Origin of the sequence: uncultured Algibacter sp. (assembly GCF_947495675.1) — a bacterium.
Classification (GTDB): Bacteria; Bacteroidota; Bacteroidia; order Flavobacteriales; family Flavobacteriaceae; genus Algibacter_B.
On sequence record NZ_CANLZX010000013.1, the window covers coordinates 51,048 to 70,944 of the forward strand.

18 protein-coding genes are annotated in these 19,897 nt (G+C 30.3%); 6 read left to right on the forward strand and 12 right to left on the reverse strand.

Annotated features, from left to right (window positions below; genetic code table 11):
* Positions 1-159: 159 nt before the first annotated feature.
* Entirely contained in the window at positions 160-1,614 is a 1,455-nt protein-coding gene (locus Q0842_RS10305) for a DUF3360 family protein (protein WP_298497706.1), read from the reverse strand.
* A 247-nt stretch (positions 1,615-1,861) separates the two neighbouring features.
* On the opposite strand from Q0842_RS10305, the gene Q0842_RS10310 reads away from it, so the two are divergent.
* From Q0842_RS10310 to Q0842_RS10330, 5 genes are all read left to right on the forward strand, one after another.
* On the forward strand, positions 1,862-2,449 hold the full coding sequence (locus tag Q0842_RS10310) for a TetR/AcrR family transcriptional regulator (RefSeq protein ID WP_298497708.1): 588 nt from the start codon (positions 1,862-1,864) through the stop codon (positions 2,447-2,449).
* A 17-nt stretch (positions 2,450-2,466) separates the two neighbouring features.
* Positions 2,467-3,099, forward strand: coding sequence for an NAD(P)H-dependent oxidoreductase (locus tag Q0842_RS10315; protein ID WP_298497710.1), 633 nt, complete (start codon positions 2,467-2,469; stop codon positions 3,097-3,099).
* Between the two features lie 47 nt (positions 3,100-3,146).
* Positions 3,147-4,307 (forward strand): iron-containing alcohol dehydrogenase, encoded by a 1,161-nt coding sequence (locus tag Q0842_RS10320; RefSeq protein ID WP_298497713.1) that lies wholly within the window; start codon positions 3,147-3,149, stop codon positions 4,305-4,307.
* An 8-nt stretch (positions 4,308-4,315) separates the two neighbouring features.
* Entirely contained in the window at positions 4,316-5,122 is an 807-nt protein-coding gene (locus Q0842_RS10325) for a type 1 glutamine amidotransferase domain-containing protein (protein WP_298497715.1), read from the forward strand.
* Between the two features lie 138 nt (positions 5,123-5,260).
* Positions 5,261-6,163, forward strand: coding sequence for a DMT family transporter (locus Q0842_RS10330; RefSeq protein WP_298497717.1), 903 nt, complete (start codon positions 5,261-5,263; stop codon positions 6,161-6,163).
* A 9-nt stretch (positions 6,164-6,172) separates the two neighbouring features.
* On the opposite strand, the gene Q0842_RS10335 is transcribed toward Q0842_RS10330, so the two are convergent.
* The 5 genes from Q0842_RS10335 to Q0842_RS10355 all read right to left on the reverse strand — a co-directional run bounded on the left by Q0842_RS10335 (position 6,173) and on the right by Q0842_RS10355 (position 12,842).
* Entirely contained in the window at positions 6,173-6,799 is a 627-nt protein-coding gene (locus Q0842_RS10335; protein ID WP_298497720.1) for a MarC family protein, read from the reverse strand.
* A gap of 264 nt (positions 6,800-7,063) precedes the next feature.
* Entirely contained in the window at positions 7,064-7,738 is a 675-nt protein-coding gene (locus Q0842_RS10340) for an NAD(P)H-dependent oxidoreductase (RefSeq protein ID WP_298497722.1), read from the reverse strand.
* A 363-nt stretch (positions 7,739-8,101) separates the two neighbouring features.
* The gene (locus tag Q0842_RS10345; RefSeq protein WP_298497724.1) at positions 8,102-9,361 is read right to left on the reverse strand and encodes a cytosine permease; all 1,260 of its coding nucleotides are present in this window, start codon (positions 9,359-9,361) and stop codon (positions 8,102-8,104) included.
* On the reverse strand, positions 9,354-10,391 hold the full coding sequence (locus tag Q0842_RS10350; protein WP_298497726.1) for a hypothetical protein: 1,038 nt from the start codon (positions 10,389-10,391) through the stop codon (positions 9,354-9,356). The genes Q0842_RS10345 and Q0842_RS10350 overlap by 8 nt, the downstream gene beginning before the upstream one ends.
* A gap of 93 nt (positions 10,392-10,484) precedes the next feature.
* Positions 10,485-12,842 carry a TonB-dependent receptor gene (locus tag Q0842_RS10355; RefSeq protein ID WP_298497728.1) on the reverse strand — a complete coding sequence of 786 codons (2,358 nt, stop codon included), beginning with the start codon at positions 12,840-12,842 and terminating at the stop codon, positions 10,485-10,487.
* Between the two features lie 110 nt (positions 12,843-12,952).
* On the opposite strand from Q0842_RS10355, the gene Q0842_RS10360 reads away from it, so the two are divergent.
* Positions 12,953-14,179 (forward strand): hypothetical protein, encoded by a 1,227-nt coding sequence (locus Q0842_RS10360; protein WP_298497730.1) that lies wholly within the window; start codon positions 12,953-12,955, stop codon positions 14,177-14,179.
* A gap of 17 nt (positions 14,180-14,196) precedes the next feature.
* On the opposite strand, the gene Q0842_RS10365 is transcribed toward Q0842_RS10360, so the two are convergent.
* From Q0842_RS10365 to Q0842_RS10390, 6 genes are all read right to left on the reverse strand, one after another.
* Positions 14,197-14,811 carry a hypothetical protein gene (locus Q0842_RS10365; RefSeq protein WP_298497732.1) on the reverse strand — a complete coding sequence of 205 codons (615 nt, stop codon included), beginning with the start codon at positions 14,809-14,811 and terminating at the stop codon, positions 14,197-14,199.
* A 125-nt stretch (positions 14,812-14,936) separates the two neighbouring features.
* Positions 14,937-15,479 (reverse strand): DUF4251 domain-containing protein, encoded by a 543-nt coding sequence (locus tag Q0842_RS10370; protein WP_298497734.1) that lies wholly within the window; start codon positions 15,477-15,479, stop codon positions 14,937-14,939.
* Positions 15,480-15,696: 217 nt separating this feature from the next.
* A complete protein-coding gene (locus tag Q0842_RS10375) occupies positions 15,697-17,004 on the reverse strand; it encodes a nitrate/nitrite transporter (RefSeq protein WP_298497736.1) in 1,308 nt (435 codons plus the stop codon).
* A gap of 24 nt (positions 17,005-17,028) precedes the next feature.
* Positions 17,029-18,075 (reverse strand): glycosyltransferase family 9 protein, encoded by a 1,047-nt coding sequence (locus Q0842_RS10380; RefSeq protein ID WP_298497738.1) that lies wholly within the window; start codon positions 18,073-18,075, stop codon positions 17,029-17,031.
* 70 nt (positions 18,076-18,145) lie between these two features.
* Entirely contained in the window at positions 18,146-18,958 is an 813-nt protein-coding gene (locus tag Q0842_RS10385; RefSeq protein ID WP_298497844.1) for a DMT family transporter, read from the reverse strand.
* Between the two features lie 16 nt (positions 18,959-18,974).
* Positions 18,975-19,889, reverse strand: a complete 915-nt coding sequence (locus Q0842_RS10390; protein WP_298497740.1) for an EamA family transporter — start codon at positions 19,887-19,889, stop codon at positions 18,975-18,977.
* Positions 19,890-19,897 lie beyond the last annotated feature (8 nt).

Below are 19,897 nucleotides of genomic sequence, written 5' to 3' on the forward strand. Positions count from 1 at the left end.
TATAAACTTGTGAGCTGTCTTGTTAAAAAAAACACAAAAAAAAGACTCTAAATATTTAGAGTCTTTTTAAATTTTTAAGAGAATGATTTCGTTTTAAATATCCTTTTAGGAAAGGATATAAAAGTAAAAGTTTAGAATAAACCAGAAATATTCTTTTTATTATAAAATTCCAGGAATTCCTGGCAATTGACCTGCTAAAGCAAGAGAAACAACACAAACTAAAAACATTGCTCCGGGGATAATTAAACGTTCTTTTAGCGATAATGCTTTTGCTCTTTCTCTATCGCCAATTAGTCCTAAATTATCTAGTAACATGGTTAAAGCCCAACCAAATACTGGGTTTACAAAAGCACAAGCAAAAATACAAGTACCAGCACTTAAAGAATCATTTTGTTTTTTAACCATTTGCATACCTGCTTCAAGTAATGGTAAAAACACACCTACTATTAAGGCTACACGCAATACAGGTTCCCACATAGCTAAATCCATAGGATACCCAAAAACAGATGCTAAAATACATAGTATAGCAGTTAATATTGCACCGCCAGGAATAGGACGTTTAGCAATAGCAGCAGGAATCATATAAGTTCCCCAAGAGGATGCAATATTTCCACCACCTAAAGCAGATCCAACTATTTGGCGAACAGAAGCTACCGTCATCGTATCATCAACATCCATTAAAACATCTTTAGCTTTTTTAGGGTAATTAAGTTCTTGAAATACACGGTGCCCTAAATAATCTGGAGACCACATAGCAACAGCTAATATAGCAAATGGTATTACTGCAATAAAGTGTCCAATATTTGGCCAACCTAATTGCCATCCTGTATCTTCACCCCACCACCAAAATGGATTCATATGAGGTAGTCCTGGAGCTGTTGTAAACTCAAAATTAACACCCATAGCATAGGTTATTATTCCTGCTATTAATGAGCATAGTGGTATGGCTAACCATCTTTTTTTAACACGCGCTAAATAGGCATAAATAATAATTGTAACGCCAATAACAACAAATGATACTGTACTTGCATCTGCATTTACAGCCCAAGTTTCGAATTTTGAAATTTGAGAAATAAGCCCCACAGCACCAAGGTAAATAAGTAAACCACCACGAACACCAACACCTGTTAAAGCCATTAGTTTAGAGCCTCCTTTGGTGATACTTAAAATAAGCCCGAATACACCAATTAATATACCCAAAGCTAAAGGATGACCTCCTGCTGCTGCAATAATTGGGATTAATGGAATCATTGGGCCATGCGTTCCAGCTAAATTCGCCCTAGGATTTAAAAGAGCAGAAAAAAGTATAACAAAAATACCTCCTGCAATTAATAGTTCGAATCGAACATTTTCGGCAACAAATTCTGGTGATAAACCAAATTGTGCAGCAAATGCTGCAACCATTGCTGTAACCATTACTACCTTACCTATTGTTGCTGCTAATGCAGGAACTAAGTCTTCAAATTCTATATGAAAATCTCTAAACGGTAAATGTAATTTCCATCGACGAAATTTCATGATTTGTAATTCATGTTCTAAGTAGTCTTCCCTATTTTCAAATTCGCTAGACTTCCTTCGTTTTTCCTTGTAAGAATTCCCTTTTTTTTCGCTCATACCTTTGCTAATATTTAATATTTTAACACTATTTCTTAATAAGTTCGCAAAATTAACTGCATAATGCGTTTGTAAACATGAGTTTTGTCAGTTGTATATTATTTTTTTGTGCTTATTTAGAACACTTTGACATACTGTCACTTATAGTTTTTTACTTTAATATTTCTGTTTTGATAGTTTTAAACTTATGTTAAAAAAAGAATGAACGTTCATTTTTTATTATCTTTGTACAAGAAATCAAATTAAAATGACAAAACTTCAAAAAAGTATTGATAAGCGAAATGCGTTAATTAAAGCTACAATTGAGTTGGTAAACAACAATGGTTTCCATGCTACACCTATGAGTAAAATTGCAAAAATGGCTAACGTGTCACCTGCAACTATCTATTTGTATTTTGAAAACAAACAAGATTTAGTAAATCAAACCTATATTGAAGTAAAAGCAAAATACACCAAATATGCTTTTGAGAATTACCTTGAGAGCATGTCTGTGGAAGCAGGTTTTGAATTAATCTGGAAACGTATAGCTGACTTTAAATTAAATGAGTGTAAAAATGCTATGTTTTTAGCACAATGTGATAATACACCTATGATTGACGAAGCTAGTAGACAAGAGGGTATTAAGCATTTACAACCCCTACTCGACCTCTGGGCTCGTGGTATTAAGGAAGGTATTATAAAACCCATGTCTGATTATTTGTTATATGCCTATTCTATAAACCCTTTGTCCTTTTTAATGATCTCACAAAAACGAGGTGCTTTTAAATTAAACGACACTAATATTCAAGAAGCATACGAATCTGCTTGGAATAGTATTAGAGTAATAAATAAATAAAAAATAAAAATTGAAATATGGAATTATTAGACAAATTAAAATGGCGTTATGCTGCAAAAGCAATGAACGGTAAAAAAGTACCTGAAGATAAAATAGCACGTATTTTAGAAGCGGCTCGTTTAGCTCCTACTTCAAGTGGTTTACAACCCTTCGAAATTTTTGTAATTAAAAATCAAGATATTAAAGAACAAATTAAACCCATTGCTTGGAACCAATCTGTAATAACAGACTGTTCTCACCTATTAGTTTTTGCAGCTTGGGATACCTATACAGCAGATCGCATAAATCACATGTTTGATTTAACAAACAAAATTCGTGGTTTTGAAAACGAGGGTTGGGAAAATTACCGACAAATGTTATTAGGTATGTATCCACAAAAAGACCCTGAAGTAAACTTTAACCATGCTGCAAAACAAGCTTATATTGCTTTTACAGAAGCTTTAACTGCTGCTGCTTTTGAAGGTGTTGATGCAACGCCATTAGAGGGTTTTGATCCTGAGGCTGTCGATAAAATTTTGGGGCTAAGAGAAAAAGGACTGCGTAGTGCTGTTTTATTACCAATTGGTTACAGAAAAGAAGATGAAGATTGGTTAGTAAACCTTGTAAAGGTTAGAAAACCTATGGAAGAGTTAGTAACTGTAATTGAGTAAATTATAGTTTTAAAAGAAAAAATAACAACAAAAAAAAAGAAAAGAAAATGAACAATTTTGATTTTAAAAACCCTACCAAAATTATTTTTGGGAAGGATACTATAGAAAAAATAAAAGAAGAAATACCTCAAGACGCTAAAGTATTACTGCTTTATGGTGGCGGAAGTATTAAGAAAAACGGTATTTACGACCAAGTTAAAACAGCTTTAGCAAATGTTGATGTTACTGAGTTTGGCGGTATTCCAGCAAATCCAGAGTACGCAACGCTTATGGAAGCTTTACAAGTTATTAAAGACCAAAATATATCATTTCTATTAGCAGTTGGTGGTGGTTCTGTAATTGACGGAACAAAATTTTTATCGGCGGCGGCTGTATACAATGGTGAAACTCCTTGGGATATTTTAACTAAAAATATTAGAACAGAAAAAGGTATGCCATTTGGTACTGTTTTAACCTTACCGGCAACAGGATCTGAAATGAATTCTGGTGCAGTAATTACCAGGGCTGAAACTAAAGAAAAATTGGCTATGGGCGGACCAGGTTTATTTCCTGAATTTTCTATTCTAGACCCTCAGGTTATTACCTCAATTCCCCAACGTCAATTAGCAAATGGTTTAACAGATGCTTTTACTCATGTATTAGAACAATATATGACCTATCCAATTGGTGCTTTATTGCAAGACCGAATTGCAGAAAGTATTTTGCAAACTTTAATTGAAGTAGCTCCTAAGGTTTTAAAAGACCCAACCGATTACAAAGCAGCATCTAATTTTATGTGGAGTTGCACAATGGCTTTAAACGGATTAATCCAAAAAGGCGTACCAACAGATTGGGCTGTTCATGCAATTGGACACGAATTAACTGCTTTATTTGGTATTGACCATGCACGTACTTTAGCAGTTATTGTACCAAGCCATTACAAGTTTAATTTTGAAGCTAAAAAAGAAAAACTAGCTCAATATGGTGAACGTGTTTGGAAAATTACAGAAGGAAGTTTAGATGATAAAGCGTATGCTGCAATCGAAAAAACAATCGAATTTTTCCATGAACTAGGTATAGATACAAAACTATCTGATTACACAAACGATTATCAAGGTACAGCAGAAGAAATCTCAAAACGCTTTACAAATCGTGGTTGGACAGGTTTAGGAGAACACAAAACATTATCGCCAGACAAAGTTGAGAAAATAGTAAAAATGGCTTATTAATTTTAAAGATGAATTTTTTAAAAACACTAGCGCTAACATTAACTATTATTACAGCCTCAAGTTGTAAAGACACAAAAAGCGTAGCACCTTCTGAAACCGCTTTAGAAGAGAAAACAGAACAAAAAAAAGAAAAGACAATGAATATATTATTTGTATTAACATCTCACGATAAGTTAGGAGATACAGGAAAGAAAACAGGATTTTGGGTAGAAGAATTTGCTAACCCATATTATAATTTATTAGACAAAGGCGCACATATAACTATAGCGACACCTAAAGGTGGTGCAGCACCAATAGACCCAAGTAGTGATTCGCCAGATGCTGCAACCGAAGCAACAAAACGTTTTGATAATGATGCTGAGGCAAAAGCACGAATTGCTAACACTAAAGTATTATCTGAAATAAATCCAGATGATTTTGATGCCGTATTTTATCCCGGAGGTCACGGACCATTATGGGATTTAGCAAACGATAAAACGTCTATAGATTTAATCGAAAAATTTAACGCTCAGGATAAGCCAATTGCATTTGTATGTCATGCTCCTGCTGCTTTAAAAGGCGTTAAAAATGCAGATGGTACACCTTTAGTAAAAGGTAAAAAAGTAACTGGTTTTACTAATAGTGAAGAAGCTGCTGTTGGATTAACAGACGTCGTACCTTTTTTAGTTGAAGATATGTTAAGTGAAAATGGCGGAGTCTATTCTAAAAAAGAAGATTGGGCAGCCTATGCAATACAAGATGGAAACCTTATTACGGGTCAAAATCCTGCTTCTTCTGAGTTGGTAGCAGATAAATTATTACATAGTTTAAAATAGTTTCTCTATTTTTATTAGAATTAAAAAAGCCTGTAAACATTATGTTTACGGGCTTTTTGTTTGATTTTATAAAGTCATAAATTTCCAAAGGATAAATACTGAAATCTAATAATTAAAAAAACTATCTTCGCGCGCATTATGTGGATGTATCTTGGCCTTTTGGCGGCTCTCTTTTTAGGATTACATAACCTGTGCAAAAAACATGCTGTACAGGGTAACGAAGTATTTCCGGTGCTTTTGGGTACCGTTTCTAGCGGCTTTTTGTTTATTGTAACTTTTTATGTGCTATCTAATATTTATCCAGAATATGCTCAGGCTAATGGCTATAATTTTCAAGAAATATCTTGGCAAACCCACGGTTTTATTTTTATAAAATCTGTTATTATGGCTAGTTCTTGGATTTTAGCTTATCAGGCTTTAAAACATTTGCCTATAACTATTGTTACACCAATTAGATCAGCAGGTCCCTTTTTTACTTTTATTGGTGCTATTTTAATTTATAATGAACGTCCTGGTTTTTACCAATGGATTGGTTTTTTCTTAATTATATTTTCTGTGTTTATATATTCTAAAATAGGAAAAAAAGAGGGTATTAATTTTAAAAGAAATAAATGGATTTTTGCAATAATTGGCGCTACATTTTTGGGTGCCTCAAGTGGTTTATACGATAAGTTTTTAATACAAAATTTAAACTTAAACCCCCAAACATTACAATTTTGGTTTTGCTTTTATACAATACTTATTTTATTATTTATTTTATCTGTAACCTGGTTTCCTTTTGCTGAAAAAAGAAAGGCTTTTAAATTCCGTTGGTCTATTGTTGCGGTTGGTATTTTATTACAAGCTGCAGATTATTTTTACTTTAAAGCATTACAAGACCCAGAAGCATTAATCATGTTGCTTTCAGCAATAAAAAGAAGTCAAATACTTATAGCAGTTGTTGTTGGTGGTTTGGTTTTTAAAGAGCAAAATAAACGAAAGAAACTAATTCCTTTATTAGGAATTATGGTTGGTGTTTTTTTAATTTTATATTCTAATTAAAAACAGTAATTATTGTAGTGTCATTAAGTTGAAGGATATTTTAATTCCTTGTATAATCATCCCTGTTCCAATTATAGCTATAATTAAACCCATTATTTTTCCAATTACCGAAATAACATTGTGCCCTACAATTTTTACAATAAGATCACTTAATCTAAAAGTAAAGTAGGTTAATAAACTCATTGAGCCAAAAATTACAATTACTAAAAATATATGAATAGCTTCAGCATTCGACACAAAATTCATAGCAGTTACAATAGTTCCTGGTCCTGCTAAAATAGGAATAGCTAATGGCGATACCGCAATGTTTTCATCAATATGTACATTTTTAAGGTTTTTGACATTAGATTGTTTTGATTGTAGCATTTCAAAACCAATATAAAATATTAAGATTCCTCCTGTAATTTTAAAAGCAGGAATACTAATATTAAATAATTCAAAAATATATTTACCTAAAAGTACAAAAATGGCAACTATGGTAAATGCTATAAGATTTGATCTTTTATTTATATCCCTTTTAGTTTTTACATCGGCACCTTGGGTTAAAGACACAAAAACGGTCATGTTTGATATAGGGTTCGTTATAGCAAAAAAGGCCGTAAATACTGCTATAGAGAATGTAATTAGGTTATCCATTACGAGTTAAAATTTGAAACCGGAAAGAAATTGAATTACTTCGTTATCACCAAAGTAATTTTTAATTATTTTATTATAATTTATGGGGTAAAATATATAACCTTTATGTTTTTATAAGTTAATCTTTTTACTTGTATAAGACCTGTATAGATTTATTAAAAATTAAAGAAGCCACAAATAATTGTGACTTCTTAAAAGCTATTAATCTATAAGGGATTTACTTATTTGTTAATTACAAATAGTGTGTTATCTACTTAATTTATATTACTTCCAGGTTACTATATCTTCAAAAGCTCTTCTAGATTTAGGAAACTCTGGATCTGCTTTTCTATAGCCAAATGCTACCATGAATGACAAACCATATTTCTCTGTATCAATACCAAATTTCTCCTTTAATAAGGCTTCAGCTTTTTCCTGGTGGAACCCTTCAATTGGGCAAGAATCAATTCCTGTTAAAGCAGCAGCAGTCATCATATTACCTAAAGCTATGTAAGTTTGTTTTGAAGACCAGTCTAATAATTTTTTATCTGTATCTAAGTTAAAATCGCGTTCTTGAAATTCTCTATAAAACTTTGAATACATTTCAATGACATCCTCAGGTAATTGTTTTACATTTTTCATCATGTGCATGATATAATCTGCATCGTGTTTTACCATAGGCGCTTTCATACTTAAGCCTAATATAAAATGGCTTGCCGTATCTAATTTTAAAGGAGCGCCCCAAGCTACTGGTTTTAAAAGTTCACGTAGCTCTTTATTTTGTACAACAACAAAATGCCATGGCTCGAAACCAAAAGAGCTTGGTGATAAGTTGGCAGTTTTTAAAATGAAATTAATATCTTCATCTGAAACTGTTTTAGTGGCATCAAATTCTTTAGTGGCGTGTCTATAATTAAACGCATTTAAAATGTCTTCTTTTGCGATGTTAGGTGTATTCATTTTTAATTTTTATTTTTTATAATTATTTTACTATCAAAAGTATAGTGACAAAAGTAAATATAGTTCTTGTTTTATGCAATAACGGTCAAAAAGGATAGTATCATTAAATAATTTTTATAATATGTAATTGATTGAAAAACAATAATTTAAAATATTAAACAAAATACTATAAAAAGTATAGTTTTAATTTAAATTAATATTTTATACTACAATTTATAATTAAAATGTAAATGTTAACAGTAATTAAAAAAAGTGATTAATAAAATTAAAAACCAATGCTTTTAGTTTAACTAAAATTGTAATAGTATTAATTAAGGGAACAATTAAAATAAATTAAGAATATGAAAATGTTGAGGATGATAATTAATTTTTAAGTATGGTTTTTCTTTTAAGAATTAAATATATAATACCTCCTAAAAGTAAAGAATCAATAAAATAAGCATGTGTAAGTTGAAATACTTCTAAATATGTAAAAACAGTAATTATAGAACTAATTGCCCATGCAATTAACGCCTCATATTCCCAATCAATAATATCATCTAAATTATAATCTTGCTTTTTTACCCAAAAGAAATTTATGATATATATAGATGAAATAGAAGGTGCTAATATGCCTAGAAAATTCAAGAAATCAAATAAATAGTTTGAGAACCCTAGAAGAGCTGCAAAGACACCAAATACACCAGAAACAATAGCCGTTTTCTTAAAGGTCCAACCTGTTTTTATAGTTGAAAATGTTAGGGTTGTTGAATACAAATTTGATGCATTGCCAATCCAAGTCGATACAAATAAAAGTATAAATGCGGGCACTACTAAATCTAGGTTTTCCATCACTTTAATAATATCTACTTCGCCTGTTTGTATAGATGGAATGGCACTAAATAATAATGCAATGGGAAAGCCTATTGTAATACCTAAAACAGCTATTAAACTTTGTTTGTCGTTATAAATAAACCTTGAAAAATCTGCCATTAATACTGGGAACAATATAGAAGAACCCACTAAAATAGAGGTTGCTTCAAAAAGTGTCATAGTTGGTTCTTTTGGAACAAAATCTATAATCTCTTGAAAAGACGTTCCTACTAAGGCTTTATAAACGACATAGCTTAAAAAAACAGTTAAAACGGGCACAGCAAAATTGGCTAGTCGTTCTAAACTTTTAATACCATATATGGTTGTAATTACTATTAAAGCGCCAACAACAATAATTATTGGCCATTCTGGTAAATTTATGGCAAGTGTGTTAAAAGCGGTGTCTTTTACTGCAATTGCTAATAACTCTAATGCCACCGAAAACCAGCCTAATAAAGTAATGCCAAATATAAAATTCATGATTTTAGCTCCATTTCTGCCAAAGCTAAAATGCATAATCATATATGTTGATAATCTAGAACGATTACCAATTATTGTTGTTGCCATACACATTAATGTTAACACTAATGTTGAAATACCAAAAGCCCATAATGCTTTTTTAAAACCAACACTTAAAGCAACCTCCGAGCCTAAAAATAATATAGGCAAAGTTAATCCGGTTCCTGCAATTACTAATGCTATTAACCATCCGGATGTAAAATCTTTTGGTTTAACTTTAGTAGTAGTGTATTGATTTCCTTCTTCAGGCATAAATATTATTTAATAAAGATTCTGCTAAAGGTCTTAAATCTTCATGACAAACTTCACCATTATCTGTAATTTGTATGTCGTCAAAATAAATACTAGTATTAATAACGACACCATCAAAGTGCGATTTAGATTCTTGTCCATGAGGCGGCATATCCATTGCGCTTGTATGTCCGAAACCAAAATCAACACCTCCCCAAATACGTTCATCTTCAACCAATTCAAAAGTTAAATTTCGTACTTTAGGGTTTAAACCTAACATGTTATGAGAAATTTTATAGATGTTTTCATCATCAAAAGACGCTAAGTAATTCTTGAATTTTTCAGCAGACTCACCTCCTATTACATCAGAAATAACACCGTTTTTCATAATAAATTCCAAAGGGTTATTATTATCTGTGTTTTGCAAATGATCAAAAACAATATGGCCATTCATACTATTAAGTTTTGGTACAATATTTACAAATCCTGGTGCTGTACCAAATTTTGGTTGTGAATAATCGCCATCATCATAATCAAAAGCATAATTTAAATCAATATCATATGATACATCTGTGCCATTATTACTCGTTATGCGCACTTTTTTAGCAGCCATAGCCATTTCAGTTACTTTAGTCAATAGTTTTTTAAGTAACTGAATATCAAATCCTGTAAACACTCTATCTAATGATTGTATAGAACTATCTGCAATAATTAAGTAACGTATTTTTTTGTTTTGCTTTAAGGCCGTTTCCCAAATATCAGAATATAGTAAAACTACCGAATTTGCTTCAATCCAAACATCTACATGGCATAATGCTGCCGTTAAAGCTTTAGATGGCCAATCTTTCATTCCTGCTTGACTATCATTTTCAGCTTTTGGTATATACATTACCAAAGGTAGCCCTCCTGCTTCATGTGTAGCAGTTGCTAAAGCATCTATGGTATCTCGATTTGTTCCTAAATCTGCAGTTATAGCAACCGTTTCTCCAGGTTTTATTTGGAACATTTTTTCCATTAAAAATTTAGAAAATCGCGTTCTTATATCTTTCATTGATAATGTTTTTTGTAAAAAAAAGGGAATGAATTTAGCATTCCCTTAAATAAATAATAAAATAATTCTAGCTATTAATTACTTAATTTATTATTAAAAATTAACTGTAATTGATGTTCCTATGCTTAATGGTTGTCCTCTCCAAGCTACATCATCTGGGCTTCCAACATATTCTCCTGGAGAAAATTCTTGATAATATTGTTTATCAGTTAAATTTCTTCCCCATAATTCAAGTTTCCAATTTTTGTAGGTAAGACCAATACGTGCATCGAGTAAAGAATAAGCATCTGTAGTATGTATATCTTGGTTGCTTTCATGCCAGTATGTTTTTCCTGTGGTATCTAGATTTAAAAAACCATTAAATTTTAATGCATCTGTTATTTTAAATGAAGACTCTAGCCCTACTCCAAATGTGCTTACAGGCACGAATGGTACTTTTTTACCATCATAATTTGTGTTATCTGTTGTTGCTCCATTAGTTCCACCAGTTGTGCCACCATCAACTATTTCTGCATCAGCAGTTCCAAAATTTGCGAAGATGTCTAAAAAGTTTGTTAGTCTTGCACGAGATTCTATCTCAAAACCAAATATTTTAGTTTCATCATAATTATAAACTCCAGCAATAAATGTATTTAAGTCCAGAATATATTGTTGTTGATTCTTTAGTTTAGAAGTGAATACAGAACCATTAAAAATTAAGCGATCATTCCATGATGTTGTTTTGAAACCTACCTCAAAGTTATCTGAAGTCTCGTCATCAAATTCCCTGTTAAATAAATCGGTAGCATCAGCATTGTAACCACCATTACGATACCCTTTACCATAGTTTGCATAAAATAATGCGCTTTTAGATGCCTGGTAAGATAAAGATACTTTTGGTTGAAATTCGTTGTTTTCTCTTTCAGAAGTAGTGATAAATAAATCATCAACTTGACTAAATTTATCAATATCGTATCTAAAACCAGCTGAAGCTGTTAACTTCTCTGTTAGTTTATAGTCTGCAAAACCAAACAAAGCGATAGTTTTTATTTCATTTACATAATCTGCAACATCATATTCTGCAGGACCAAATTCAGCATCTTCCCCATCGGTTCCGTTTTGATAGATATCTTTTTCTACTTTTTGATAAAAACCACCTAAACTCCAATCAAATTTTGCATCAGTAATATTGTTATTAATTCTAAATTCTTGATTAAATGTTTTGGTAGTTATTTCTTCACCTTGGGTAAATAAATCTAGGTCTATAAAATCTAAATCACCAATTGTAGAGCGCTCAACTTTATTAATAGATGTAATACTTTGCAATTTTACGGATCCTAAATTATAGTCCATTTTAAAGTTTCCGTAATTGTTAATCATATCCGATTTTCCTAATACATCAGCTACAATAACATTGTTACCATCTTTAGGATTTGGATCTAAAACACCACCAGGAAATTCACCATCAAAACCTATTGGGTTAACAGAATAATAAGTAGCGCCACCATCTATTTTAAAATGTTGGTAGGTTGCTGCAATTGTAAAATTATTAGTAAGGTTTGCTTTTATTTGTCCCCTAATATTAAAATCTTCAGAGAAATCTACTTTTTGATTTAAAAAATCGTTAGTTAGAAGTCCATCAAAAGTTTTGTATTGTGTAGAGAACCTGTAGAATACTTTATCTTTTGAAATGGCTCCAGAAGATATTAATTGAGCTTGTAAATTACCACCATTCCCAATACCAAATTTAATTTTATTGGCAGATTTATTAGTTGGCTCCTTTGTATAAATATTAACGGCACCACCAATTGCATTTTTACCATATAAAGCACCTTGTGGACCTTTAACAACTTCTACCAATGCTAAATCATATAATTCTTGACTTAATAAACTAGGGTCTGGTATAGTAACACCATCTATAACAAATGCTAATGGTGCATCGCCTCCACGAACCTGAGGAATACCTCTAACTGTTATGAAATTTAAACCAACAGCTTGAGCCGAATTAAATTTTAAATTTGGCACCAAACTAGAAAAAGAACTAATATCGCTTACACCAGCACTCTCAATGCCTTCTGCGTTTAAAGCAGTAACCGATTCTGCTGTTGTTTGAATAGTTTCAGTACGTTTTCTTGATCTTCCAACAACTCCAGAAAAACCTTGAATGGTTACCTCACCAAGGGATTCGGCAGATTCATTCATTTCAATATCAATTCTACTTCTCCCATTAACATTAATTTCTTGTGATTCAAAGCCAATAAACGATACAATTATAGTTGCATCATTAGAAGTTACGGTAATTTCATAATTTCCATTATAATCTGAAACTACACCAGCTAATGTTCCTTTTTCAATAACATTAGCTCCTGGAAGTGGTTCTCCATTAATGTCTGATACTTTTCCTGTTACATATGTTTGCGAAAACCCTAAAGTTGTAACAAAAAGTAATGTAATTAAAATCCTTTTTTTCATGGTATGATTAAATTAATTAGTTAATCTAAATTAGTGTATCAAATATTAATTATTATTAATTTTAAATATTATAAATATTTTTAATAATTTTAAATAATAATTAGGAATTTATGAAAACACACTCTAACTCTTTGGTATTAACTTCAGAATATTTTAAAATAGTACTAGAAAAAGTACATGAAACATTTATTAATAAACACAAACTTGCTAAACTTCCTAAAACATTTCAATTATATGGTTATGGTGATTTTAATGAAGATAAACCAAGTTTAAAAACCGATTTTGAAGACATAGGCTCTGAGTTTATTAATGGTAAATATTTATACGATAAATCCAGAGAAATAGAAAAAGGCAAACCGTTAATAAAACTAAACCAATATTATAAAACTATTATATTGCTTTATTTGGGTTATCAAGATTTTAAAGATTTTTTAGAAGAACATAAATTATCTGAAATTGAACATGAAAAGCAACATGATTTAATTTATAGAGATAATGAAGATATTACCTATTACTACTTAAATTATTATTTTGGAGAAGATGACCTTATATTGAAAGGACAAACCATTATATCGAATAATTGGAAAAAAATACAGCACATTTTTATGTACCCTCTTGAGGATGGTACATTTAGAGAGCATTATAGTAGTGGTAGTATTAAACGTCAAGGCGATACTATTACTATTAAAACCAATACACTTTCTGGAGACAGATATATAGATGGCGCAAGTGAGATTTATTACATTGGCCATAAATCACCTTCAAATATTAACTATTTAATAGGCACCTATTGCACTTTTGATATATTTACAAATACCGTTGCTGGTAGAGCCATTTTAGAAAAATGTGAAAGCAAACAGATAATGGAAGAAAAGTCTAAAACTCCTTTTATTCCTCCATACATTGCCATGGAAATTAGAAACAAACGCATAGTTAATAAGAGTGTTGTACCAAGAAATGCTTTAGAACTATCAAGCAATAGTCCTTATGCGTCCTTATATGGTAAATTACCTGGTACTTATAATGTTACTTTTAATTTTGATGATGGTTTTAAGGAAAATTTAAAATTTAAAATCTTAGCAACAAATTATCAAATTATTACTTTAACAGAAAATGTTTACATTGAAAAAGACCGAATAGAACTTGTAAATAAAGGATCTGTAATTAATTTCAGGTTTAGTTTTTCTGGTATAATTGCTCTTGAAAGAGTGAATATTTATTTTAAAACATACTATTTAAAAGATAATAGCAACGAGCAAACTGGCGTATTTAGTGGTATTGATAATGAAAACCGACTTGTTAATGGTACTTTAAATGTCGTTTTTACTGAGGAATAATCCTATATTACTATCAATTAGTAAACCTCAGTTTCTTCTTTACCAAGAATAATATCTCTTTTAGCTATAAACAATCCTTCTTTTTTATCTAATTTAAGAATTCTATTAGGGTTTGTTTTTTCAACTTTTGCACGACACTTACCAATTAATTTTGGATCGTCATCAAAAAGAAATGTTTCAATTTTATATTCTGGTTTATTAGGTTCTTTAACAATTGGTAATATTTGTTTAAGTTCATTGTTGTACATATATTTTCCAGGAACAAATGTGTAAAAGGTATATTTACCATCAGCATCTGTCTTTATCCAGCCTCTGTGATGTACGTAACGTTTTTTATTTTGTCTTTTTAATTCAAAATTACCATTCTCGTCTGTTTGATGGATAAATAGCATTACATTTTTAGCAGGCGTTACACCATCACTTTCAAAAATAGTTCCTGTAATTTTTAGTTTTTGAGATTTAGCTTCAAAATCTGGGATGGTATCTACATTATTGAGTTGCTTTTCAGAATAATCGTAAATAGGACTTCGTTTTTTGAAATTTTCTGGAATGTTGTTAACTTCTTGTGCTTGAAGTAAGTTTAAACCTGTAAATAGACAAACAATACTTAAAAGTGATATTAGGTTTTTCATTTGGGGATAATTTTAATATCCTCAAAACTAATACACTACATTGGTTTTTAAGCAAAATAATCGATTTGATAGTAATATTTTACGATGAATAGATGAAACGCATGTTATTTAAAGTTACTATCGTTTTATTCATTTGAAGATTTAATTATTCCAGTATAAGAAATAGGAAATCTAGATGAACTTAAAATACTCATCTCACTTTTTAGATTTGGGAATAACTGAATGATTACATTAAAACGCTCAGTTTTACTACTAGCATTAAATTTAACTAAATAACTTTGATGCTTACCTTTTGATACTTGGTAGTTTTCAAGGATTCCATTTAATTCAATACCTCCATTATCACCATAAATGGTACCCATTTGGCGTTCTCCATAATATGGTAAATAAGAAGTTACGCTATCATTAGATACTGTTAGATAATTATCATTACCAATTAAACTTATAGCTCCTGCAGTATTACCAGGCTGTAAAACACCTGAGTTTAAAACTTGTTGCATGGCATTTGTAACTTGTGGTTTTGCCCAATCTGATTTAATTGTATAATTTCTACTAGTTATTAGGGTTTCAAGTGCATTGATTTGTGTTTCTGTAAACTTAGATTTTGATGATTTACAGGATAAACATACAACAAGAAATACACAAATAATCAACCAATTTGCTTTCATGATTTTTAAAAATAGGATTATCTCTAAATTATAAAATTTTAGGATAATACTAACTTAAAAGCGTGTTAAAAATTGAATATTAGCATTTTAAGTAAAGTGTTCTTTAATTGGTTTTTCAGAAATAAATTCAATACTAAAAAGCCTATGGTACTAATTTATAATAATACTAAGTATCAAATCAAATCTTACTAAAATATAATAATCTGTAATATTTATATTATTGATTTTGGGGATTTTTTACTTTTATGGAGGCTATTATTAAGAACAGCAGAAAACCTAAAGTTACATAACCAATATAAGAATAAGAGCCAAAAGATGTAAAACAATAACTAAATAGACTAGGTGCTATAGCACTTGCAAGCACTAAAAAGCTCATTACTTTTCCAGTAATAGATCCTAAATATTTTCTTCCATAATATCGTGGCCATGTTACAGCATTAATAACAGCATATAGGCCACTAAGAACACCAAAACCAATAATAAGTAAATAAACACCAATAGTTTGAGATAAAAACAATAATCCAAATGAAGCCAATACACCACTAGCCAGCATTACATATAAATAAATTTTGTGATGTATATAGTCACTTAAAATATTACATAAAGTAGATACTGCAATAGCGATTATAGAAATAGGTAGAAAAATAGAAATGGCTTGCGATTTTGTGTAATCTTGACTAGCAAATATTGAAACTACATGAAAAGTAAAGCCTGTTACAAAAAAGCTATTAAATGCTAAAACTAAGCCTAACATCCAGAACGCTCTGGTTTGTTTTGCTTCACTTAGCGTAAAATTAGTTTCAGAGTTTTCAACCTTTACAGATGTTATTTTTTTTGTAAATCCATCTGGTTTTAAATTAAAATCTTCTGGTCTATTTCTATATAATTGTAAAATACAAATACTAAATATAATTAAACAAATTGCTAGAATTTGCCAACTTATTTCCCAGCCATGATTATCTATAAGTTTATTAATAAATATAGGAGAACTTGAAAATCCTAATGATACAGCAATACTGCTTATAGAATTTACTTTGCCTCTGTTTTTATCAAACCAAATCATAATCATGTTTCTCGATGCCATGGTTAAAACTCCTTGACCACAAAACCTTATAAAAAAGAATAAAATAGTAATTAATACAAAAGGTATAAGCCATGAATCAACATCTAATAGAAATTTTAAATAGGTGCTTATTTTAGCAGACATTGAAAACAATAATAACGATAAACCTAAAAATAGTGCCGCAAAAAAAGCAACATACCTTGCGCCATACTTATCAAATAAAACCCCAGCTCTGGATACAAAAAAAGCACTTAATAAAGTGCCAAACATGTATGCGTTACTAAATTGATTTCTACTTAGCCCAAGAGCATCTTTTACAGGATCTGTAAAAACAGAAACTCCTACAGTTTGCCCTGGAATACTTGCTAATATGCCAATGCTTCCAACAAATAGGACCATATATCCATAAAAGAATGGGAACTTTTCTGGTCTTATTATAGAAAATTTATTTTGATTAGACATGATATTTTGTTTGAATAGAAACTATTATTTTAGAATACCATCTATAGCTTTTATCCAATCATCAATAGTAGTTTTGTTTGTATGTAATGCTACACTTCCGTTCCCATAAGGTGCATATATATTAGGATTCGTAACCGAAAAGAATCCAACACAAGGTGTTAAAGAAGCACTTGCTAAATGCATTACACCATTATCTGCTGCAATAAAAATGCTAGTGTTGTGAATTATAGCAGCCATTTCTCTAAGGTCTTTACTATAAAAGTGAGGTGCTTTAAAGTTTATTTTTGAAATGTTTTCTATAGGAAGCATTTCAATTATATTATAATTTGAATATTCTAATTTTAATCTACTATAAAATGTTTCCCACCATTCTTCAGAATAACATTTATTACCTGTAGCATTTGTATATATACAAATTGTTTTTTTATCGTTTTTGGTAATATTGTTTAATACTGTTTTGCCCTTATTAATTTCACTATCATTAAGTTTAATATCAAGAACAGGCATGTCTTTATCTTGAGAAGAAAAGCCTAATTTAGATAAATAATGTCTTAAGTTATATACAGGATATTTTGAAATATGCTCATGGTCTTTAAAATTTTTCTGAATTGTTTCATTCACATCGCCAAATACTTTAATTTTTGCTTTAGCCATTTGGGTTAATAAACGCCCAGAAGAAGAATTTTTATCTCCATTAATAACCAGATCATACGTTTTTTGTTTTATAGAGACCCAGCTTTTAGCATATTGAAACAGATTATTAAAAGGTTTTTTAGGAAGTTTAATAATCTTATTTATTTGCTTATAATTTTCAAAAACGGGATGAGCCACACCTCCTTTTACAAATAAATCAATTTCACAATCTTGAAATGTATTTATAACCTCTTGTACAAGTGGCGTTAGTAGTAATTGATTTCCTAAACGATGATTTGGTCTTATAATTAAAACCTTTTTAATATCAGAAATATTTATGTCTCCTTTTTGCGGTTCAGAGTAAGTACTACCAATATTTTTGGTAATACTTCGCATTATATTTCTTCTATATTTATTTATTCGTTTTTTGAATGACATTTATATATGATTTTCAAAATAGATAGCGGCGAAATTACAAATTATAATATCATTTATAATTTTGAATCTCTTATTTTTTACCTTTATATAATGCATTTAATACCAATCCAAATATTATTAAAGCAATACCTAAAAGACTATAAAGAGTATATATTTCACTAAAAAGTAAAACACCTAATAATAAAGTAAAAATAACTTCTAAATATTTTAAAGGCGCTACTTGGTTTGTTGCGGCAATTTGGAAGGCTTTAGTCATGTAAACTTGCCCAAAATACCCAAATAAGCCTAAGCCTAAAAGCATAATCCATTCAATGCCTTCCGGGTTTACCCAGTTATTAATAGATAATACACCACCTAAAACAGTAGAAATAACCATAAAATAATTAACTACAACAACAGGATGATCACCTTTACCTATTTTACTAATAACGATGTATACAAGTCCGCTAAATATAGCCGATATAAAAATCAAAATAAGGCCGTAACCATCTAAGTTAGTATCAAAGCCTTTTAAAATTAAAACACCCACAAATGCCATAGTAAAGAATAGCCATTGAAAAGGTTTTATCTTTTCTTTTAAAAAGAAAATAGCAAATACTGCCGCAAAAATAGGTGCCATATAGCGTAATGAAACAGCTGTGCCAATTGGTAAATATTTAGTAGACATAAAAAACAAACTCATGGATGTAACCCCAACTAAACCTCTTAAAATCAATAGTTTTCTGTTGTTACCTAATATGGGTATGTTGTTTTTTATTAAAAAGCCAAATGTAAAAAAAAGGGAGCTTACAGATCTAAAAAACACTATTTGAAAGGCTCCTATATCTGTTAAGTGTTTAACTATAGCATTCATACAAGCAAAAGCTAATGTGCTTATAATCATGAATTTTATGGCTTGTTTAACGTCCAATACTTCTAAATTTAAAATGGCGTTTAGTATTTATAAAATACACGCCCGTTAATAAAATTACTGCTGCAATTATAGATTGCAATGTAATCTGCTCATCTAAAATCCACCAACCTAAAATTATTGCAATTATAGGATTAACATAAGTTGAAGTTGCAACTTTTTCGGGAGAAACTTCTTTTAATAGATAATTAAACGCTGTAAAAGCAACAATACTTCCAAAAATTATAAGTCCTAACATAGACCATTTAACATCTGCTTGCCAAACGTTTGGTAACAACCAAGGTTCATTTAGACATAAACTAACTATGCTTAGCATTATACCACCAGTAAGCATTTGATAGCCAGTATTTACAAAGTGATTGGAAGGTAAATCTGCTTTGCCAACAAAAATACTTGCATAAGCCCAGCAAAGCATACAAACAAATATTAATATCATTCCTAATATTTGTCCATCTTTATTAATAATTTCTTTTTGACTTACTAACAAATAAATACCAATAAAACCTAATACTACACCAATAAACGACATCGTTTTTATCTTTTTACCAAGTAAAATACGCATCATAATAAGTACAACTAAGGGTTGTGAAGAAATCTCTAAAGCTGCAAAACCACTATCTATATATTGCAAAGCTACAACTGCTAAGCCATTACCTAGAGTTAAGAATAGCAACCCAGCAATACTAACATTTATTAATTGTTTTTTAGATATGTAAAGACTAATACCTAACGATTTTGCAATAATAAAAATGATTATACTAGCTACAATAAACCTTAAAGAAGCTAGGAAAAATGGCGCTAATTGAGAAACAGCTATTTTATTAAGCATGTAGGTAGCACCCCAAATAATATAAACAGCAAAAAAGGCTAAAATGATAAGAACGGTTTTACGCGACACACTCATATTTAGCC